Raw genomic sequence first — 20,776 nt, 5'->3', positions numbered from 1 at the left:
CAAGTTAGTTCTATCGTATCACATTTTGTTTTTTGTTTTCTTACTTTTTCCTTACTCTTTTTTTAGCAAATACTGGCTTTTTCTGAAAATAGATTTTTGTTTTTGTCATTAAAAACCTGCCTCCGTGTTTATGACGGAAAGCAGGTTTTCTTTCGAATCTGTTAGATTTTATTTTTTATGCTACAAGTTTCATCTCCCGCAGAATGCGGTATACGAGATAACAGATCAGCGCTGCACAGACCAGTTTGAACAGAAGCGGAACGACGGCGAACACGATTTTAAATCCAAGCCAGATCACGCCGATCGGGAGAAGAATAGTGGCGCATGCGCCGAGGACTTTTCCTCCAAATTTCAGCAGCAGTCCGACGATCCCAAATAAAATTCCAATTCCGCAGAGCAGACCAAAACAGGTTGCCAGCATGACTAATGTAACTAACATCGTGATCCCTCCTTGTCTTTTTCTCTATGTGTTCCACTTGCTGTGGATGTTTCCGTATCTTTCTTACAAACCATATTGTAGCACTTTTTTCCAGCAAAACAACGGGGAAGACGTGGAAGAATTTCTTAAGTTTTTCTTTACACCGATCGAGTGAAACCTAAAAAAGGACAGACAACGCTGCACTTCTGCAAAATTGTCTGTCCTGTAAATTACAAAATTTTCTTTACTCTTCTATTGTCTCTTCCTCAGCCTGCGGCTCAACCTCAAGACCAAGCTCTTCCAGCTGTACTGCGTCAACCGGTGACGGAGCCTCGGTCATCAGACAGGAAGCATCTTTTACCTTCGGGAATGCGATGACGTCGCGGATGCTGTCCTCTTTTGCCATCAGCATAACGAGACGGTCCAGTCCGTAAGCCAGTCCGGCGTGAGGCGGAACTCCGTATTTGAAAGCATCCAGAAGGAAACCAAATCGCTCATGTGCCTGTTCCTTTGTGAAACCAAGCATCTCAAACATCTTCTCCTGCACATCGTTCTGGTGAATACGAACGCTTCCTCCTCCGATCTCAGTGCCGTTCAGGACGATATCGTAAGCTTTTGCACGAACTGCGCCCGGATCGGTGTCCAGAAGCGGCAGATCCTCGTCCATCGGCATGGTGAACGGGTGATGCATTGCGGTGAAACGGTTCTCCTCATCGGACCACTCCAGAAGCGGGAACTCGGTAATCCATACGAAACGGTACTCGTTCTTGTCGAGCAGTCCCATCTGCTCTGCCAGTTCCAGACGAAGTGCGCCAAGAACGTTCCAAACAATCTTGTTGCGGTCTGCTGCGAAGAGAAGAAGGTCTCCAGCCTGTCCGTCCATGGCTTTGATGAGGGCTTCCATCTGCTCCTCTGTCATAAATTTGGAGAAGGAAGATTTCCAGCTTCCATCCTCATGGATTGCAATGTATGCAAGACCTTTTGCACCGTAACCTTTCGCAAACTCAACGAGCTTGTCGATTTTCTTTCTCGGCATTGCGCCCTGTCCCTTTGCGTTAATACCGCGGACAGAACCGCCGTTTTCAAGCGCGCCCTTAAATACAACAAACTCGGTATCTTTTACGGTCTCGGAAACATCAACCAGCTCCATACCGAAACGCAGGTCCGGTTTGTCGGAACCGAAACGGTTCATAGCCTCTTTCCAGGTCATTCTCTGGATCGGGAGCTGTACCTCAACGCCGAGCACCTCTTTGAACAGGTGTGCCAGCAGTCTCTCATTGACATCGATAACATCGTCTACATCAACGAAAGCAAGCTCCATATCGATCTGGGTGAACTCCGGCTGACGGTCGGCACGCAGGTCCTCGTCACGGAAACATTTTACGATCTGGATATAACGGTCATAGCCGGAGCACATCAGAAGCTGTTTGAACAGCTGCGGAGACTGCGGCAGTGCGTAGAAGCTGCCTGGATGAACACGGCTCGGTACCAAGTAATCTCTGGCGCCTTCCGGTGTGGATTTCGTCAGCATCGGGGTTTCGATCTCAAGGAAGCCTTCTTTGGACATGAACTCACGGGTGAGCATTGCCACTTTGCTTCTCATGATCAGGTTTCTCTGGATGTCCGGGCGGCGCAGATCCAGGTAACGGTATTTCAGACGGAGCTCTTCTCTCGTCTTGGAATCCTCCTCGATCGGGAACGGCGGGGTTTCTGCCTCGGAAAGAATGCGTAAGGACTCAGCCTTTACTTCGAGCTCTCCTGTTGCCAGATTTTCATTGACAGCACCGGAGCGGGCCATAACTTCACCTTCTACGGCAATGACGAACTCGCTGCGCAGTTTTGCTGCTTTCTCAAAACCTTCCTCACTGATCGGGCCGTTCTCAAAGATGATCTGCATAATACCGCTTCTGTCGCGCAGATCGACGAAAATAATTCCGCCTTTATTACGGCTCTTCTGTACCCAGCCCATCAGGGTTACTTTTTTTCCGATATCTGCTTTTGTGACTTCCGCACAGCGGCAGGTTCTCTTCAGGCCTTTCATGGATTCAGCCATTTTCTTGTTCCTCCTATTTGGAACTGCGGACACAAAGAATCTGCATCCGCAGCACATCGTTTTTTCATGCGATTACTATTATTGGATATTCCTTACATTTTGTCAACAAAAAATTCTTCGATCTCAGTGTAGCCCTCGCTGGCAAGCTGCTCTTTCTGGAATTTCTTGTTCTTCTTCATCACGGCGATGTTGATGGCCGTGCCTTCACTTCTCTCTTTTGTCGCCTGCTGAATGATCTTCTGCATTCCTTCTGCCGGCATGTTTTTCTCAATCAGATATGCTTTTTTCTTCTGAGCACCCGGAATCTGGTAATCTCTCTCGAGCAGCAGCATAACGATACGCTCAAATCCGATGGAGAATCCGCATGCGCAGGTCTGGTTTCCGGTGAATTTTCCGATCATTTCATCGTAGCGTCCGCCGCCTCCGACAGATCCGCCGTACTCATCCATAGCGATCTCGAAGATCGGTCCTGTGTAGTAGGACATTCCGCGCACCAGAGTCGGATCGAAAGCGATCTTGAATTCTGCGGTCTTCACGGCATTGACACTGTCGATGATGGTCTTCAGGCCGTCTGCGTACTCTTTGTCAAGGAATCCCTCGAGTTTCTCACGGCAATACTCTACGCCTGCGGTATCCGGGGTGATCTCCTCGAACATTTTCAGGTATTTCTCTACGGACTCTTTTGCAAAGCCGGCTTCCTCGAGCTCTTTGGCAACGCCCTCAAAACCGATTTTATCCATCTTATCGAGGATAATAAATACGGTGTCATAGGACTCCTCCGGGAATCCGCTGTAGGCTGCCATTGCTTTTAAGATGCGGCGGTCATTGATACGGATCGTAAAGTTCTTGAAGTCCAGTTTTCCAAGCAGTGTGGTGGTAGCAAGGATCAGCTCAATCTCTGCAAGGTTGGTCGGCTCGCCGAGGATATCGATATCGCACTGCATGAACTGGCGGTATCTTCCTCTCTGCGGACGGTCTGCACGCCATACATTTCCCATCTGAAGTGCTTTGAACGGGGACGGAAGCTCGTTTGCGTTGTTGGAATAGTAACGGCAGAGCGGAACGGTCAGGTCATAACGCAGGCCGCTGTCTACGAGATCGTTTTCTTTCTCAGCGGTCTCGAGTTTCAGCTTCTCTCCTCTTTTTAAGATCTTGAAAATCAGTTTCTCATTCTCGCCGCCCTGTTTGCTGTTCAGGTTTTCGATGTGCTCCACGCATGGGGTCTCCATGGAGGTAAAGCCGAAGGTTCCGTAAGTTTCCTTGATCAGACGGATCACATAGTCACGGATTGCCATTTCTTTCGGTAAAATATCTTTCATTCCGGTAACCGGTTTCTTTTTTAATGCCATTTTCTGTTTTCTCCTTTATGATTTCCCGGATCAATTCATCGACATCAGAAAGCTCGATCGCTTTCCGGCTGCCGCTGTGGATCACTCTCTGAAATGCCAGGAACATTTTCAGATCGAAATTTTTGACTTCTTCTGTCATAAGCTCCATCGCCTGTTTCCGCGTAAACGCACTCCGGTACGGGCGGTCGGAGGTCAGCGCGCAGTACACATCACAGATGCGTAAGATACGCGCCCCAAACGGAATCTTTTCTCCCGCCAGATTGGCCGGATACCCGGTTCCGTCATAATTTTCATGGTGATACAGAATACTCTCCAGCACAAAATCGGAGTAGCCGCGTCCCTGCAGGAGTTCATAGCCCAGTGTGGAATGGGTCCGCACAAAGCGCATCTCCTCGACGACGAGTGTATCCTGTTCTTCTACGTAATTCTCCAGTACAATCTTTCCGATATCGTGGAGAACGCCCGCTTTTGCAAGCTCATAGCAGATTTCTTTCTCATACCCAAGTTCCCGCGCAAGATCGTAAGCTAAATTGCTCACTTCCATGCCATGGATGAGCTGCTCGGTCAGGGTATAGCGCAGCATGTGAAGCTGCTGACTGGAATTTTCTTTCATTTTGGCAGATACTTCTCCATTCCGATACGTTTTCTCTCGATCATTTCATCGATACGCTCCACGTAGTTTTTCAGATCCTTCACGTTCTCCACCCGCTCAATGCGCTCTCCGTGTTCAAACACGAATTTCGTGGACGCTCCGGCTCCCGCGGCCAGAATGGACTGTTTTTCCTCCATAATGAGGATGTTGTAGATACCTGCTTTTCCTTCGCGGGAGTAGCCGACATTCTCAAAGTTACCCGCCATATTTTTCTGGCGGTACATGTAATACGGTCCCATCTCCATGCGGTGTGCGCTGTCCATCGTCATTTTCATGATCTCGGCAGAGTTTTCAAACGAGATTTCCTGATATTTGTCTTTGAACAGGTTGAGTCTCGTTGCACGCTTTAACGCAAGGGAATGGACGGTCAGGGAATCCGGATTCAGCGCTTCCACTTTTTCCAACGTATGCGCCACTTTTTCCTTGTCCTCGCCCGGCAGACCGACGATCAGATCCATGTTGATGTTGTCAAATCCAAGGGAACGCGCCATACGGAACTTCTCCTCGATCTCCTCCACGGTATGGTGGCGTCCGATCAGATCCAGCGTTTCCTGGTTCATGGTCTGTGGATTGATCGAAATACGGGTGACCGGGAATTTGCGGATGGCTTTTAAGACCTCCTCATTGATCGTATCCGGCCGTCCTGCCTCCACGGTGAACTCCTGCACCTGCTCCATCGGGAAAAGCTCTGTCACTTTCGTGAGCAGGCGCTCCATCTGTGCCGCATTCAGCGTGGTCGGCGTACCGCCTCCGATGTAGATCGTATCAAGGGTGTAATCCTTCATGTTCTCACTGATAAAGATCAGTTCTTTGATCAGTGCATCGAGATACGGATCTACCATATGCTCCCAGCGGCTTAACACATGGGAGCCGAAGGAACAGTACAGGCAGATGCTCGGACAGAACGGGATGCCGATGTACAGGCTGTAACCGTGTTCGTAGTCGATCGTCTTTAAAATGTCCTTTTCCCGGTTGGCAATCGTGATCGCAAGTGCCGTCTTTTCCGGGCTGGTGTAGTAAGTTTCGCGCATGTATTTCGCAATCTCTACATTTTTTTTACCCTCTTCAAGCATCTTCATCGGAATTTTCGTCGGACGGATGCCGGTGAGATCGCCCCACGGAAGTTCTTTTCCGCTCACTTTCGAGAGCGTGCGATAGACCATCCGTTTCAGGACATTTTTCGTTTCGTGGCGGTCTTTTTCATATTCCACCGCCTCACACGCGGCAGAAAGCTCTTCGTGCTTCTCATTTTCTATGGAAAAGCAGATCTGGTCTGCCGCGTACAGGATCTTATCATAATATGCAAATTCCCCGTCCGGCGCCCCATCCTCTTCGTACCACGAGGTGATCTCGCAGCCGGGATAGAATGCCTTGATCAGGGAATACACATCGTATTCAAAATCTTTTCTGTTAAAACAAAGGCTGATATTAAGCAAGGGGATTGTACCTCTTTTCATGTTCAATCGTAGTTTCATCGTTGTGGCCCGGATACACAGTCACATCCCCGGGAAGCTCTTTTAACAGGCGTTTGACCGATGCAATCAGATCTCTTCCGGAGGATGTCGGGAAATCGTATCTTCCATATGATTCGCAAAACAGCGTATCGCCGGAAAAAAGTGCTTTTTCTGCCGGAATATAATAGCAGACGCCTCCTGCCGTATGGCCTGGTGTTGCAAGCACATGGATTTTAAAATCCGCCAGATGCAGAATATCGCCCTCTTTTACCGTTTTGTCTGCCTGCATCGTGTACGGCGCGCTCCAGAGGCCGGAAAGATTTTCCCTTGCATCCCCCAGAAGGTGCTGCTCCTTTTCATGGACATAGACCGGAATATGGTATTTTTTCCGCAACGCATCCGCTGCCAGCATATGGTCGAAATGGCCATGGGTCAGCAGAATGGCCTCCGGGTCGCCGTCGATCTCGTCGATCTGGCGTTCAATCTCCAGCGGCGAATCGCCCGGGTCCACGATCAGCACCTTCTGGCTGTCCGGATTTTCCACAACGTAGCAGTTTGTCGAGAGCATTCCAAGTGCCCGGTAATTTACCTTTATCATACGCTTTTCTCCTTTTTATCCTCTCGATCTCTGAATATCGATCACGCTCTCCACCTGGCGCACCTTCTCGATGATGCTGTTCAGCTCTTCGTTGTTGTGCACGTCGAACGTCACATCGATGGAAGCCGTTCCCTGCTTGCTCGTTCTCACGTTCATCGCCGCAAGGTCGATCTTCCGCTCGGTAAAGATCTTGGAGATATCCACCAGAAGACCGGTACGGTTGTTTGCGTAAACGCTGATCTCCACGGTATAGAGAGAGCCGCCGTTGTCCTCTGCCTGCCATTCAGCATCAATGAGGCGCGCCCGCTCAGATTCCGGCAGATTCAGGACATTGACACAGTCGGTGCGGTGAATGGTCACGCCGCGTCCTCTTGTGACAAAGCCCACGATCTCATCGCCCGGGATCGGATTGCAGCATTTGGAGAAGCGAACTGCCACATCGTGGATACCGCGCACGACGATGCCGCCCTTGCTCTTTCCAACCGGCAGAACTTTCTCTCCGGATGCCGCCTCGAGCACCTGCTCGTCGGTGATCTCTTTTTTATGCTGCTTTTCATACGTCTCAATCAGCTTGTTGAGGACCTGGCCCTCTTTTAAGCCGCCGTGGCCGATGGCCGCAAGAACGGAATCCCAGTCGCGGAAGCCGTACTTTCTCATGACAGCCTCTTCGTACATCGGTTTTGTATAGATTCCAAGATTTTTGCCCTTCAGCTTTGCATAGCTGGTGAGCATTTCCTTGCCTTTGACGATGTTGTCCGTCTTGTTCTGCTGGCGGAACCACTGGTTGATGCGGCTCTTTGCCTGGGAACTCTTCGCAATTTTCAGCCAGTCGCGGCTCGGTCCCTTGGAGTTCTGCGAGGTGATGATCTCGACGCGGTCTCCGTTGTGAAGTTCCGTCTCGATCGGCACGAGTTTTCCGTTGACCCTCGCTCCGACCATCTTGTTGCCGACCGCACTGTGGACGGAATAAGCAAAGTCGATGGCACAGGAGCCGACCGGAAGCGTTTTGACATCGCCCGCCGGGCTGAAACAGTAAACATTGTCGGCAAACAGGTCGAGATCGCTCTTTAAGAGGTTCATGAACTCATGGTTGTCCGCCATGTCCTGCTGCCACTCCAGAATCTGGCGCAGCCAGGTCAGTTTTTCCTCTTCCTGCTCCGGTCCCGGTTTCTTGCCGTCGGAGGCCTCTTTGTATTTCCAGTGTGCAGCGATACCGTATTCTGCAATCCGGTGCATCTCATAAGTACGGATCTGAATCTCAAACGGCTGTCCGTTCGGTCCGATCAGGGTTGTATGCAGGGACTGGTAACGGTTTGGCTTCGGCATCGCAATGTAATCTTTGAAACGGCCCGGGATCGGCGTGTACATTTCATGGATGACACCGAGCGCTGCATAGCAGTCTTTGACGGATTCCACGATGATGCGGACCGCAAAGAGGTCATAGATCTGATCCAGCGTCTTATGCTGGTTGACCATCTTTTTGTAGATGCTGAAAAAGTGCTTGATTCGTCCGTTGACATCTGCCTCAATGCCGGCCTGGTGGATATGACGGGTCACCTCTTTTACGATCGCATCGACAAACTCCTGCCGCTGCTCCCGCTTCATGCTGACCTTCTGCACCAGTTCATAGTACGCATCCGGCTCCAGATATTTCAGAGAAAGGTCATCGAGTTCGACCTTGATCTTGGAAATACCGAGGCGCTGTGCGATCGGGGCATAAATATCCATCGTCTCACGCGCTTTTTTCTTCTGCGTCTCCGGCGACCAGTACTGTGCGGTCCGCATGTTGTGCAGACGGTCCGCCAGTTTTACCAGAATAACACGGATATCCTTTGCCATCGCAAGGAACATCTTTCTCAGGTTTTCTGCCTGCTCCTCGACCTTATCCGCAGAATATTTCAGCTGTGCCAGCTTCGTGACACCGCTTACAATCAGGGACACCTCCGGGCCGAACTCCTCGGTCAGCTCTTCTTCGGTCATGACGGTATCTTCGACAACGTCGTGCAGAAGGCCTGCCGCGATCGACTCCTTGTCGAGCTCCAGATCTGCCAGGATAATTGCCACACAGAGCGGATGGATGATGTACGGTTCCCCGCTCTTTCTTTTCTGGTCCTTATGTGCATCCGCTGCCACGCGGTATGCTTTTTCGATCAGGGAAATATCGTCCGATGGATGATATTTTTTCACAGAAGCGATCAATTCCCCGTATAATTCCTCCGGACTTGTAAAATCGTCCGTCTTGCGGATTCTGGCTTCTGCCGCCGCCACATCCTTCTTTAATTCTTCTTCACTGATTCTTTTCTCTTCTTCCATATGTATCCTCCGCTCTCATGATTAACCCCTGCGTTTCGTTGGATACGTTATTTGCCATCGTAACGGATGACAGATTTTACATCATATTTTGCCAGTTTTTCGCGTCCTTTTAAGCCGGCAAGCTCCATCAGGAACACGATTCTGGTTACTTCGCCGCCGAGGCGCTCGATCATTTTTGCACAAGCCTCCACGGTACCGCCGGTTGCAATCAGGTCGTCGATGATGACTACCTTCTGGCCCGGTTTGATGGAGTCTTTGTGCATCTCGATCGTTGCGCTGCCGTACTCTAGGTCATAGCTCTCCTCGATGGTCTCCAGAGGAAGTTTTCCTTTTTTACGGATCGGCACGAACGGTTTGTGCAGATTGTAAGCAATCGGCATACCGAAAATGAAGCCGCGGGACTCGGTTCCGCAGATTACGTCACAGTCTACTTCTTCTACAAAATGCTGCATCTCATCTATGGCAAGCTGCAGTCCGTCTGCGTCCTGCAGGATACTCGTTACATCTCTGAAAATAATACCCGGTTCCGGGAAATCCGGAATACTTCTTACGTAATCCTCTACTTTTTTCATAAAATATTCCTCCGTTTCGTCAAGGTTTGACAATTCACCTTACAGTATAGCATCAATATTCTTCTGCGTCAATTTTGTTTCCGATAGAAAACAGGGCAGAAAAATCAGGTATTTGCGGCTTTTCTGCATCTTTAAAAATAACTCTGGATATTGATCTGTAATTTGTCGCGTCCGTTCCACGTATCGATCGACGGATAGTACGCTACCGAGAGGGTCGGATGTGCATCCACGTATGCGGCGAACGCTTCTCCCTCGCCGAAATAGACACCATCCATCTGGTATCCGCCCGCATCGGCAAGCTGTACTTTCACCACGTTTCTATTCTTTCCAAAAATGCGGTAATTTAATACAGTCAGTCCTTTCTGTGCGAACAGCGGTTTCGTGTTGCCTTTTCCGAACGGCTCCAAGAGACTTAACTGGCGGATCAGATTTTTGGTGATGTAGGTGATCGGCATCGGCACATCGATCACAACTTTTTCGACGAAATCCTCTTCCGTCAGCGTGGAATTATCGTTCAGTGCCCGGCGGAACGGTTCGATCATCTCCTCTCCTGCGAGGGAAAGGCCCGCAGCCATCGGGTGGCCGCCGAATTTCGTCATCAGTTCTTTGCATTTGCAGAGCTCCTCATACATCGAATACGCTTCGATCGAGCGGCCGGAGCCCTTGACGCCCTCCTCACTTCTGGTGAGTACGAAGGATGGTTTGTGGAAGTGCTCCCGCAGGCGACCTGCGATGATTCCGGCAAGGCTCTCGTGGCAGTCCGGCAGATAGACGACGAGGACTTTGTCGTTCTGCAGCGGGGAGGTTTCCACGAGCTCGATTGCTTTCGCCTCACCCTGGCGCGTCAGCTCTTTGCGGCTTTCATTCAGGTCTTTCAAGTCCCCGGCAAGCTTTGCGGCCTCCTCACGTGTCTTTGCGCAGAGCAGTTTTAACGAATGCTCCGCCGTGTCAAGCCGTCCCGATGCGTTGATGCACGGGCCGAGAACGAAGCCGATGTGATACGGTGTCACGTTTTCCGCCTCGATGCCCTGCACACGGATCAGCTCCTGCAGGCCGAGGTTCTGCGTTTTATGGAGCGCCCGAAGGCCGGCTTTTACAAAAATCCGGTTTTCTCCCTGCAGATCCATCACATCACCGATCGTCGCAATGGCGACAAATTCCAGAAAGCGGAAGCTGTGCTCCTTTGGAATACCTGCTTTTGCCTCCATCGTCTGGATCAGTTTCCATGCGACGGCCGCACCGCAGAGGCCCGGAAACGGATAGGAACAGTCTTTCTGTTTCGGATTGACAACCGCGTCCGCCGGCGGCAGGATGTAGCGGCGTTCTCCGTTTTCATCCTCCTCAAACGGAACCTCGTGGTGGTCCGTCACAACAACCGTCATGCCAAGTTCTTTTGCCAGACGGATCTGACTGCCCGCCGCGATGCCGTTGTCACAGGTGACGATCGTGTCCCGCCCCTCATCCGCGGCAAACTGCACAAGATGCTCATTTAAGCCGTATCCGTCTGCAATCCGGTCCGGGATACGCACATCCGCATCGGCACCGAGATCTTTTAATCCGGTCAGCAGAATATACGTTGCCGTAACACCGTCGATGTCGTAGTCCCCGATGATGCGGATCGGCTTTTTCTCCCGGATTTTTTCTGCGATCAGATCTGCCGCGCGCTCCATATCCTTCATCAGCAGCGGATCGTGGAGCTGCTCCAGATCACCGAAGAGATACTCTTCGATCTCTTTCTCCCCGGTCACATCCCGGTTCCGGATCAGGCGGGCGATGACGGGATCGATGCCGAACCGGTCCGCAATTGCCTGGAAATCAGCGCGTTTTGCCGAAACTACCCAGCGTTCTTTCTTCATATGTTCTCCTCTTTCCTGTTAGCAGGAAACGCCGGACTTTTCCGGTCCGGCGTTTCTCTTTTTATGGTTTTTGCTGCTTTTATTTATTTTTTGTCTTATTCTGTACTGCTTTGGACGGCACATATTTGTTTTTTCCAACGTGCTTCATCACATACCACAGGGCACCTGTGATGCAGACAGAAGTGTAAGCTCCGCATACGATACCAACCATCAGAGGTGCTGCAAAGTCGCGGATGGAAGAAACTCCCATCACGAACAGAACAAAGATGGTGATAAAGGTGGTGAGGGAACTGTAAATGCTTCGGGTCAGGGTGTCCGTGATGCAGCGGTCAACCAGGGACTCGATCGGCTCTCTCTTTAACTCCGGCAGATTCTCACGGATACGGTCGAAGATGACGATCGTACTGTTGATGGAATAGCCGAGGATCGTCAGCATACACGCGATAAAGGTGCTGCCGACCGAAATACGGGATACCACATAGAATCCGAATACAATGGCGATATCGTGCATCAGTGCAAGGATGGCACTCGATGCGAAACGGATGTCGCGGAAACGGATCCAGATGTACAGCAGCATGCAGACTACAGCGATGATAACTGCTTTCATCGCATTCTGGCTCATTTCTTTACTTACAGTAGAAGAAATGTTGTCGAAAGTGATTTCAGAAGTATCGACACCGAAATTGTCTGCCATTGCCTGGTAAACCTGCTCACGCTCTTCCAGAGTCAGAGAACGTGTTTTGATGATGACATTGTTGCCTCCGACAACCTTTGTCATCTGAATATTGGAATCTTTTGTCACGCCTTCCACAACCGGCTCTACCTCTTTGTCCAGCTCTTCGATGGAGTAATCCTCGTTGAACGGAACGTTGATGGAAGTACCGCCCTTGAAGTCAAGGCCGAAGTTCAGTGCGCTTCCCTTTGTCTGATGCATGAAAATCATGCTGGCCGGAACGGCAAGCAGCAGAATGCAGGAGATCGTGAAGAAGATCTTTCTCTTTTCCACAAATGGAAATCCCTTGCGCTCTTTCTTGGTTCCGTAGTATTTCGCATCCTTCAGTCCCATACCGTACAGGCTGTTGACCAGCAGTCTGGAAACAACCATGGCGCTGAACATGGAAAGAACAATACCAAGAGCAAGTGTCATGGCGAATCCGCGGACACTTCCGCTCGCAAGCGCATACAGAACAGCTGCTGCAATCAGGGTCGTCACGTTTCCGTCCAGGATGGCAGAAGCTGCCTTCTTGAATCCGTCGCGGATTGCCGCATGAACCGTCTTTCCGGCACCGATCTCCTCCTCGATACGGGCGTAGATGATAACGTTCGCATCGACCGCCATACCGATCGACAGGATAACACCTGCGATACCAGGCAGGGTCAATGTCAGGTCAAATGCATTTAAAGCAATCAGATTCAGCTCAACATAGATGAGCAGTGCCCATCCGGCAGCAATACCAGGCAGGCGATATACGATTGCAAGGAAAAGGATAATCAGTACAATGCCGATCGCTCCCGCTTTTACGCTGGTGGAAACAGCTGCAGATCCAAGCTGTGCTCCAACGACGCTGGAGTTGATCTCCTCAAGTTTCAGGGAAAGGGAACCGATACGGAGGGTGGATGCCAGGCTGGTTGCTTCATCCCAGTCCATGTTTCCGCCGGAGATGACTGCAGTACCATCGGAAATCACAGCGTTTACACTCGGTACACTGACGAATTTTTCATCATAGTAGATACCGATGCTCTTTCCTGCGCTGTAGGCTTCCTGGGTTGCGTCTGCAAATTTCTGTTTTCCTTCGTCGGTCATTTTCAGCTGAACGACGCTCTCGGTTGCTTTTGTGGTGGAGTTCTGCTGATGCATGGCTTCTGCGCTCTCCACATCTTTACCGGTCAGAACGACGGAGCCGTCCTCCTCGAGCTCTTCGATAGTTTTTCCGTTCAGAACGTACTCGCCGGTCGTGCTGTCGTAGGTGTAGTTTTCTGTTCCGTCATCGTTGGTCTGTTTGATGAAATACAGGCTTCCCGGTTTACCCATCTCTTCCAGAATGGTGGTTGCATCGGTTGCACCCGGGATTTCAATGGTGATACGGTTGTCGCCCTGCAGATATACCTGTGCCTCTTCGCTGTACTGCTGCGCACGCTGTTCCAGCTTGTAGCGGGTATCTGACATTTCTTCGTCTGTCGGGTTGTCCTTTACGGCCTGATAGGTAATGCTGACACCGCCGGACAGATCCAGACCCAGGTTGATGTTCTTCATCGAACCGGTTCCGGTAGGACCCCATCCTTTGATCATCGTCCATCCAAGAAGCACTGTTACAATGGCTGCCAGGACGAGTGCGATGATACTCTGTTTCTTCTTCATCATGTCGCGATTTTCCTCTTTTCTTTAATCTTCGGCCAGAGCTGCCTTTATCATCAATGCACACTCGATCCGTTTCTGCTGCATCTTGCATCCGATCTCGTAAACATCGTTGATCTTACCTGTGAAATTGTAGGAGTTTGCCGCGCATCCGCCGCTGCAGTAGAACCGTGCAAAGCACTGGCTGCACTCCTTCTTGGAATAAACGTTGCATTTTTTGAATTCGTTGACAGTTTCTGTCTTTTTCACGCCTTCGTAAACATTTCCGAGGCAGAAATCTTCCTGTCCTACGAACTGGTGGCACGGATAGAAATCGCCCCACGGTGTTACCGCAAGGTACTCGGTTCCGGAACCGCAGCCGGAAAGACGTTTATAAACACATGGTCCGCCGGTCAGATCGATCATAAAGTGGAAGAAATTGAAGCCTCTTCCTTCTTTTTCTCTCTTGATCATCTCTCTTGCCAGAATGTCGTACTGTTCGAAGATCACCGGAAGGTCTTCCTCACGGATCGCATAGTCCTCGGTCGGAGGCGCTACAACAGGCTCAACCGAGATCTGCTTGAAGCCGAGGTCTGCCAGATGGAGAACATCAGCTGCAAAGTCTGTGTTGTAATGCGTGAAGGTTCCGCGCACATAGTATTTATCCTGATGACGAAGCTCAGCGAATTTCTGGAATTTCGGCACGATCAGATCGTAGCTTCCGGCACCTTTGCGGAACGGACGCATGTGATCGTGAACTTCTTTTCTTCCGTCGATACTTAATACGACGTTGCCCATCTCTTTATTGCAGAACTCCATGACCTCGTCGTTTAAGAGAACACCGTTGGTGGTCAGGGTGAAACGGAAGTTCTTGTTATGTAACTTCTCCTGTTCCCTTCCGTAGGCTACGAGCTGTTTTACAACATCCCAGTTCATCAGCGGTTCACCGCCGAAGAAATCTACCTCGAGGTTTCTTCTGCTGCCGGAGTTTGCGATCAGGAAATCAAGCGCTTTTTTGCCGACTTCCAGGGACATCAGTGCACGTCTTCCGTGATACTCGCCCTCTTCTGCGAAGCAGTAACGACAGGCAAGGTTGCAGTCGTGTGCAATGTGGAGGCAGAGTGCTTTTACGACGGTCGGACGGTTGGAAAACTGATCAATTGCGTTTTCGTAAATGTCTTTTGTAAAGAGCATGCCGTTGTCTGTAAGTTCCTGAATTTCTTCTCTGGCTTCGGTGATGTCCTGCTCGGCATATTTACTGCTAAGCGCCTCTGCTGCCTCTTCTGCATTTTTTCCTTCGTTCATGCAGGAAAGGACATCGTATACGCAGTCATCCACAACATGGACGGAGCCGCTGTTGACGTCCAGCACCATGTTGAAGCCATTGCTTTTATATAAATGTATCACTGTGGTATTCCTTTCTATAACTCTCTCTTTTTTTGATGTGCCTGGCAAAAAGAATGTTCCCAAATCCGGCGAAACCGGTTCTGGGAACACCTTTTACTCGTCCTTATGGATTACTTTTACTTATGCTCGCAGCTCTGGTTGCCTACGGTGCAAGAAGTCTTACATGCGGACTGGCAGGATGTCTGGCACTCACCGCATCCACCTTTTTTTACAGTGTTCTGTAAGCTTTTTGTATTTAAAGTTTTGATGTGTTTCATGGCACATTCCTCCTTCATTGTAGTTGACGCGCGACTTTTTTATAGTCTTCGGCCATTAGCTCTTCCCATTATAGCATAGGTTTTTCAAATTTAAAAGTCTGTTTTTTGAAAAAATGTTCTGTTTTGTCCGCTTTTATCTGCCGTGTGCCGTCATTCCGCCTGCCATTCCGCCGACGGCACAGACTGCTGCCGCCCACAGAAGTCTTCCGGCTCCGGCAAATCCGCCCGGCAGGAAGACTGCGGAGACGATGATCAGAATGGCAAAATACACGATTCCAAAGCAGATGCCCCAGAGAAACCGCCGTTTTCCCGCCATGTTTCCTGCCATTCTTCCGCCGGAAAAGCTTGATGCCAGATAGATCACCACAATGCCCGCCTGCACCCAGCTTTCCTTCCAGGAAAATTTCCAGAGCAGGAAAGACAGCAGCAAAAGAAGAAGCACCGAGATCAGATAGGAAACGAGAAGAGCCTTCAGCCAGCTGATCCCGCTGCCCGCACCCACCGCCCATGTTTTCTTTTCTTCCATAAGAAAAAGCCCTCCCATACTGTAAATGTATGGAATGGCTTTTCCGGATATGCCTGTTTCTTTATTTTTCGTCAAACGGATGATTCTTTTTGAATTCCAGCCATGCGGCCATGCTCTTTGCGCGTTTCGCCTGCATCTGAAGGAATGCCATGCAGAACATAACGGCTGCAGAAAGTGCGGAGCTGATCGCCAGCGGAAGCACCATCGTCTCATCGCCGGTGTTGACCGGGATGCTGCGGATGCTTACAGTGGTCTGTGTCTTCTTCTGCGGAATCTTTGTGCTTCCGGTATTGGAATTGGAAGAGCTGTTGTTACTGCTGCTCTTCGACGGTGTGGCTGTCGGAGTCGGAGTGGATGTCTTATTCGTTCCGTAGTTGTCCGGTCCTACAAGGATCGTTCCTGCGGCACGCAGCGTACTTACGTCATCGGCTGCACTTGCTGTCATTTCACCTGCACTCAGGTTGGATTTCTGCTCTGCAGCTGCAAGCAGTTCATGCTCGCCTTCGTCCGCCGTCTCAGCTTCTGCTGTTTCCGTCTGCTCCTCTGATACAAGGCTTCTGGACAGACTTACTGCCACCGGCTGGATCAAAAGAGAGACATTGGAGATCAGATAGCCGTCTTCTGTGCTGTCCGTACCGGATGGATTGGAAATTTCATCGAAATTTTTTACGGTTTCGTTTTCTTTCTGAATTTCATCTTTTACAAGGTCATCCAGATTTTCATCCTGTTTCCACTGGTCCGATGATGCATCATTTCCCGTTCCGTTCTGGTTATCCTGGTTTGTATCGTCCTGGTTTGTATCATCTGCTGCAGGATCGTCTTTTGCTGTATCATCCGGGGCAGGTGTCACGGTTGGATCTTCTGCCGGAGTTTCCGGATTCTCCGGATTTTCACTGTCATCGGTATTCTCGCCCGGTGCTGTCGTCGGAGTTACTTCCGGCGTTACGGTCGGTTCCGCATCCGGTGTCGGCGCTGCCGTTGGTGTATCCCCTGTATCTTCTCCGTTGTCCGCATCCGGTGTCGGAGTTGCCGTTGGTTCCTCCGCCGGCGTTACGGTCGGCTCTGCGTCCGGCGTTTCCGTCGGTTCTGCGTCCGGGGTCACCGTTGGTTCTGCGGTTGGCTCTGCATCCGGCGTTTCCGTCGGACCCGGAGTTGGTGTTACGGTATCTTCTGCCGCATCCGGTGCCGGAGACTCGCCTGGCGCAAGCGTTGGTGTTTCCGAAACCGTTTCTTTTGCTTTTTCTGCTGCCAGAACAGCCTCATATCCGGCTTCTGTCACCACGATTTCATCTGCCGCAAAAACGGTATCTGTTACTCTTCCCCTGAAGTCTGTTTTCTGCTGTTTCTTTCGATACGTTTCCAGCTCTTTTTCATCCATTCCGACGAATACCAGATATTTTTCTGCTGCTTCCTCCGCTGCCGTTTTGCTGGTATCTGCAGCAGTGTTTTTTTCGGTTGTTTTCCCGTCCGCCTGCAGTTCTGCCGCTGCAACCGCAAGAAGCTCCTGTGCTTTTTCCACGGTTTTTACTGCTGTCTCTGCCGTTGTACCGTCTGCCGTATCATCGCCGGTTTTCAGATTCACATAAACGGCTGCCCGTTTTGTCTCTGTACCGTTCTCCGTTCCGGAGACAGTTTCGTTCTGTACTGCGCTTTTTTCCGTTCCTGCCGATGCGCTGGCACGGAGCGGAACTGCATCGGAAAATACCAGTGTGCCCGCAAGGACAGCACCCATCACTTTCCATGCCTGTTTTTTCTTCATTGCGTTTCTCCTTATGTTCTCTTGGTCTATCCTAAAAAAATCTGTCTTTTTGTGTCATAATTTCGCATTACAGCATTATAGCACAAGAAAGAATCCCGCGCAAGGCTGAAGTCGCCTTGAAACGCGGGATTCTCATCTGCTTTTATCGCTTTTTAGTTTGTTTCCATTCTCGTTGTCGTGAGCTGATCCGGGGATAAATTCAGGATTTCCATAAACTCATCACCTGTGATTGTCTCTTTCTCATACAGATATTTTGCCAGCTCGTGGAGTTTCGGCATGTTATCTTTTAAGAGCTGCTCTGCTTTGTCGTACTGTTTTCTGACTGCTGCAACAACCTTCTCATCAATCTGTGCTGCTGTCGATTCGGAGCATGCCAGGGAAGTGTCACCGCCGAGGTACTGGTTCGTTACCGTCTCAAATGCAACCATACCAAATTCCTCGTTCATACCGAAGCGGGTGATCATGGATCTTGCCACCTTCGTTGCCTGCTCGATATCGTTCGAAGCACCTGTCGTGATGGAATGGAACACCAGATCCTCTGCCACACGGCCGCCGGTCAGCGTTGCAATCTTGTTTTCCAGCTCTTCGCGGCTCATCAGGTTGTGCTCATCTTCATCCACCTGCATCGTATAGCCGAGGGCGCCGGACGTACGCGGGATAATGGTGATCTTCGTAACCGGAGCGGAATGGCTCTGCAGTGCTGCGACGAGTGCATGGCCGACCTCGTGGTAGGAAACGATCAGTTTCTCTTTGTCGGTCATGATCTTATTCTTCTTCTGGTATCCGGCGATGACAACCTCAACGCTCTCCTCCAGATCCGCCTGGGTGACGAATTTTCTTCCATCACGGACGGCACGGAGTGCTGCCTCGTTGATCATATTGGCAAGTTCTGCACCAGAAGCACCGGATGCCATACGTGCGATCGCATTGTAATCGACATTGTCGCCCACGCGGATGTTTTTCGCATGGACTTTCAGGATTTCCTCACGGCCTTTTAAGTCAGGCAGTTCAACCGGCACACGGCGGTCGAAACGGCCCGGACGAAGAAGTGCCGGGTCCAGGGAATCCGGACGGTTCGTCGCTGCCAGAATGACAACACCTTTCTTTCCATCGAATCCATCCATCTCGGCAAGCAGCTGGTTCAGGGTCTGCTCACGCTCGTCGTTTCCGGAGAATCCGCCGCCGTCACGTTTTTTGCCGACGGTATCGATCTCATCGATAAAGACGATACACGGTGCTTTCTCGTTTGCCTGCTGGAACAGGTCACGCACCTTTGCAGCTCCCATGCCGACGAACATCTCGACGAACTCGGAGCCGGAAATGGAGAAGAACGGAACATTTGCCTCTCCGGCTACTGCCTTTGCAAGCAGCGTTTTACCGGTTCCTGGAGGGCCGACAAGCAGTGCTCCTTTCGGCATTTTTGCACCAATTTCTTCATATTTTTTTGGATTATGCAGGAAATCAACAATCTCCTGTAAAATTTCTTTTGCCTCATCCTCTCCGGCAACATCTGCAAATTTAATGCCGGTTTCGGACTGTACATAAACCTTGGCGTTGCTCTTTCCAAAGCTCATCGCATTTCCCATGCCGCCCATCATCTTACTCGTCATGCGTTTCATCAGCCACTGTCCGAGCGCAACCATCACAACGATCGGTATTACCCATGTTAAAAGAAATTCCATGAGCGGCGACATCTGCTCTATGATCGGCGTTCCAAATTCGGTAATACCTGCCTCATATAAACGGTCTACCAGCTTGTAATCATTCATCACACCCGTCTTATAATAATTCGCCGGGCTTGATTTGTCGCTGAAAATAATCTCATTTGACTGGATCTGGACTTCGCTGATTTCGTTGTTATCTACCATCTGCAAAAATTTTCCGTAATCAACTTCTGTTACCTTTGGCTCGAGAAGTCTCGGGAAAAGCAGAAGATTTAACAGCAGAATGACGATCAGCGCAACCACATAATAAAAAATTATGGGTTTTTTCGGTTTCTGCACCTGCTTCATCTGTATCCCCTCCTGTTTCTTGATTTTCTTTCTTTTTTAGTAGCATAAACTTTTCTTTCGCTAAAATCAATCAAATTCTGACATTTCATGAAACTTTTATACTTTTTTATATTTTCGCTATAAAAAGGTAAGTTTCTTGCTTTTCCATCTGTTTTCGGCTATACTTGCGAAAGACTGGGAAAGTCTCTTTTTGAAATTTTGCCCCGAAATGACGGGGTTCATTCGATAAAAAAGCTATAGAAACGGAGGTTTTGTGTATGGGACACAGGTTTACATATGTGGTTTCGCCGGAGGAGGAACGGGAAAATCTGACTGTGGAATGGTTTCTCCGCCGGCATGGATATTCGCGCCATATTATTACGGGCTTAAAACGCACAGAGGACGGCATTTTCCGAAACGGCGTCCGCGCCTGGACGAGCCAGGCCGTGCACGCCGGGGATGTGATCGAAACGCACCTTGTCGAAACAGAACCCTCCGACGGAATTCTGCCGCGGCCGGTTCCGTTTTCGGTTGTGTATGAGGATGACGACATCCTCGTTGTGGATAAACCCGCTGATACGCCGATTCATCCGTCGATTGGAAATTATGAAAATACGCTGGCAAACGGCATTGCATGGTATTTTGAACAGAAAGGTGAACCCTTCGTCTACCGCTGTATCAACCGCCTCGACCGCGACACCACCGGCCTTATCGTGCTCGCCAAGCACGCCTTAAGCGCCGCCGTTCTCTCCCAGGCCATGCGCTCCCGCGAAATCCACCGCACGTATCAGGCCTTCGCCCTCGGCGAAACCGCTGCATCCGGCACCATCGACGCCCCGATCGCCCGCCTCAACGGCTCCCTCATCCAGCGCACCGTCGACTTTGCCTCCGGCGAGCGCTCCGTAACCCATTACCGCACCCTCGCGCACTGCTCCGTTTTCTCCCACCTCGAACTCAACCTCGAAACCGGCCGCACCCACCAGATCCGCGTCCACATGGCTTACATCGGCCATCCGCTGCTCGGCGATACCCTCTATAACAAAACTCCCGGCACTTTCCCCCGCCAGGCACTTCACTCTGCATCGCTCTCCTTCGTCCATCCGATCACCGGAGAACCCTTAAACTTCCACGCACCACTGCCGGAAGATATGCAAAACCTGCTGACATAAACCAACCCCCGTGAGTTGCCGCTCACGGGGGTTTTGTTGTCCCTGATGGAACTGTCATGTCTTTTTG

Annotated in this window: 16 protein-coding genes; 1 reads left to right on the top strand and 15 read right to left on the bottom strand. The window is 50.5% G+C overall.

Annotated elements, in window-relative coordinates; genetic code table 11:
* Positions 1–175 precede the first annotated feature (175 nt).
* The 15 genes from DWX00_RS10300 to ftsH form a co-directional block, all read right to left on the bottom strand.
* Entirely contained in the window at positions 176–439 is a 264-nt protein-coding gene (locus DWX00_RS10300) for a hypothetical protein (RefSeq protein ID WP_022461142.1), read from the bottom strand.
* Positions 440–662: 223 nt separating this feature from the next.
* Positions 663–2,471, bottom strand: coding sequence for an aspartate--tRNA ligase (gene aspS / locus DWX00_RS10295; RefSeq protein ID WP_055227607.1), 1,809 nt, complete (start codon positions 2,469–2,471; stop codon positions 663–665).
* Between the two features lie 92 nt (positions 2,472–2,563).
* Entirely contained in the window at positions 2,564–3,820 is a 1,257-nt protein-coding gene (hisS, locus tag DWX00_RS10290) for a histidine--tRNA ligase (RefSeq protein ID WP_055227609.1), read from the bottom strand.
* The gene (locus tag DWX00_RS10285; RefSeq protein ID WP_070103204.1) at positions 3,753–4,433 is read right to left on the bottom strand and encodes an HD-GYP domain-containing protein; all 681 of its coding nucleotides are present in this window, start codon (positions 4,431–4,433) and stop codon (positions 3,753–3,755) included. The genes hisS and DWX00_RS10285 overlap by 68 nt, the downstream gene beginning before the upstream one ends.
* A complete protein-coding gene (gene hemZ, locus DWX00_RS10280) occupies positions 4,430–5,929 on the bottom strand; it encodes a coproporphyrinogen dehydrogenase HemZ (protein WP_118595165.1) in 1,500 nt (499 codons plus the stop codon). Before hemZ ends, DWX00_RS10285 begins: the two co-directional genes overlap by 4 nt.
* The gene (locus tag DWX00_RS10275; protein WP_243037998.1) at positions 5,901–6,524 is read right to left on the bottom strand and encodes an MBL fold metallo-hydrolase; all 624 of its coding nucleotides are present in this window, start codon (positions 6,522–6,524) and stop codon (positions 5,901–5,903) included. The genes hemZ and DWX00_RS10275 overlap by 29 nt, the downstream gene beginning before the upstream one ends.
* A 15-nt stretch (positions 6,525–6,539) precedes the next feature.
* Positions 6,540–8,837, bottom strand: a complete 2,298-nt coding sequence (locus DWX00_RS10270) for a RelA/SpoT family protein (protein WP_022461136.1) — start codon at positions 8,835–8,837, stop codon at positions 6,540–6,542.
* A gap of 47 nt (positions 8,838–8,884) precedes the next feature.
* Positions 8,885–9,409 (bottom strand): adenine phosphoribosyltransferase, encoded by a 525-nt coding sequence (locus DWX00_RS10265; RefSeq protein ID WP_117509253.1) that lies wholly within the window; start codon positions 9,407–9,409, stop codon positions 8,885–8,887.
* Positions 9,410–9,540: 131 nt separating this feature from the next.
* The gene (recJ, locus tag DWX00_RS10260; RefSeq protein ID WP_117509254.1) at positions 9,541–11,265 is read right to left on the bottom strand and encodes a single-stranded-DNA-specific exonuclease RecJ; all 1,725 of its coding nucleotides are present in this window, start codon (positions 11,263–11,265) and stop codon (positions 9,541–9,543) included.
* Between the two features lie 79 nt (positions 11,266–11,344).
* Positions 11,345–13,624, bottom strand: coding sequence for a protein translocase subunit SecD (gene secD / locus DWX00_RS10255; RefSeq protein ID WP_118595192.1), 2,280 nt, complete (start codon positions 13,622–13,624; stop codon positions 11,345–11,347).
* Between the two features lie 24 nt (positions 13,625–13,648).
* Positions 13,649–15,007 (bottom strand): thioether cross-link-forming SCIFF peptide maturase, encoded by a 1,359-nt coding sequence (gene scfB / locus DWX00_RS10250; protein ID WP_117509255.1) that lies wholly within the window; start codon positions 15,005–15,007, stop codon positions 13,649–13,651.
* A gap of 116 nt (positions 15,008–15,123) precedes the next feature.
* Positions 15,124–15,264: a six-cysteine ranthipeptide SCIFF gene (scfA, locus tag DWX00_RS10245; protein ID WP_022461131.1), complete on the bottom strand. Its 141-nt coding sequence runs from the start codon at positions 15,262–15,264 to the stop codon at positions 15,124–15,126.
* Positions 15,265–15,397: 133 nt separating this feature from the next.
* Entirely contained in the window at positions 15,398–15,790 is a 393-nt protein-coding gene (locus tag DWX00_RS19630; protein ID WP_158554962.1) for a TIGR04086 family membrane protein, read from the bottom strand.
* Positions 15,791–15,851: 61 nt separating this feature from the next.
* The gene (locus tag DWX00_RS19625) at positions 15,852–17,549 is read right to left on the bottom strand and encodes a hypothetical protein (RefSeq protein ID WP_158565830.1); all 1,698 of its coding nucleotides are present in this window, start codon (positions 17,547–17,549) and stop codon (positions 15,852–15,854) included.
* Positions 17,550–17,701: 152 nt separating this feature from the next.
* A complete protein-coding gene (ftsH, locus tag DWX00_RS10235) occupies positions 17,702–19,561 on the bottom strand; it encodes an ATP-dependent zinc metalloprotease FtsH (RefSeq protein ID WP_022461128.1) in 1,860 nt (619 codons plus the stop codon).
* A 257-nt stretch (positions 19,562–19,818) separates the two neighbouring features.
* On the opposite strand from ftsH, the gene DWX00_RS10230 reads away from it, so the two are divergent.
* Complete coding sequence (locus tag DWX00_RS10230) at positions 19,819–20,709, top strand: RluA family pseudouridine synthase (protein WP_055219470.1); 891 nt, start codon at positions 19,819–19,821, stop codon at positions 20,707–20,709.
* Positions 20,710–20,776 lie beyond the last annotated feature (67 nt).

The sequence above is a fragment of the Blautia sp. AF17-9LB genome (assembly GCF_003479185.1).
In the GTDB taxonomy this organism is placed as follows: Bacteria; Bacillota; Clostridia; order Lachnospirales; family Lachnospiraceae; genus Fusicatenibacter; species Fusicatenibacter saccharivorans.
The sequence above is the reverse complement of the archived record's forward strand: the minus strand, read 5'-3'. Positions and strand labels throughout refer to the sequence as shown.

Coding starts and splice junctions, on each gene's coding strand:
- recJ (WP_117509254.1), bottom strand. CDS start 11,265: ATGAAGAAAGAACGCTGGGTAGTTTCGGCAAAACGCGCTGATTTCCAG.
- ftsH (WP_022461128.1), bottom strand. CDS start 19,561: ATGAAGCAGGTGCAGAAACCGAAAAAACCCATAATTTTTTATTATGTG.
- hisS (WP_055227609.1), bottom strand. CDS start 3,820: ATGGCATTAAAAAAGAAACCGGTTACCGGAATGAAAGATATTTTACCG.
- aspS (WP_055227607.1), bottom strand. CDS start 2,471: ATGGCTGAATCCATGAAAGGCCTGAAGAGAACCTGCCGCTGTGCGGAA.
- DWX00_RS10270 (WP_022461136.1), bottom strand. CDS start 8,837: ATGGAAGAAGAGAAAAGAATCAGTGAAGAAGAATTAAAGAAGGATGTG.
- DWX00_RS10275 (WP_243037998.1), bottom strand. CDS start 6,524: ATGATAAAGGTAAATTACCGGGCACTTGGAATGCTCTCGACAAACTGC.
- DWX00_RS19630 (WP_158554962.1), bottom strand. CDS start 15,790: ATGGAAGAAAAGAAAACATGGGCGGTGGGTGCGGGCAGCGGGATCAGC.
- DWX00_RS10300 (WP_022461142.1), bottom strand. CDS start 439: ATGTTAGTTACATTAGTCATGCTGGCAACCTGTTTTGGTCTGCTCTGC.
- DWX00_RS10285 (WP_070103204.1), bottom strand. CDS start 4,433: ATGAAAGAAAATTCCAGTCAGCAGCTTCACATGCTGCGCTATACCCTG.
- DWX00_RS10265 (WP_117509253.1), bottom strand. CDS start 9,409: ATGAAAAAAGTAGAGGATTACGTAAGAAGTATTCCGGATTTCCCGGAA.
- hemZ (WP_118595165.1), bottom strand. CDS start 5,929: ATGAAAAGAGGTACAATCCCCTTGCTTAATATCAGCCTTTGTTTTAAC.
- secD (WP_118595192.1), bottom strand. CDS start 13,624: ATGAAGAAGAAACAGAGTATCATCGCACTCGTCCTGGCAGCCATTGTA.
- DWX00_RS10230 (WP_055219470.1), top strand. CDS start 19,819: ATGGGACACAGGTTTACATATGTGGTTTCGCCGGAGGAGGAACGGGAA.
- DWX00_RS19625 (WP_158565830.1), bottom strand. CDS start 17,549: ATGAAGAAAAAACAGGCATGGAAAGTGATGGGTGCTGTCCTTGCGGGC.
- scfA (WP_022461131.1), bottom strand. CDS start 15,264: ATGAAACACATCAAAACTTTAAATACAAAAAGCTTACAGAACACTGTA.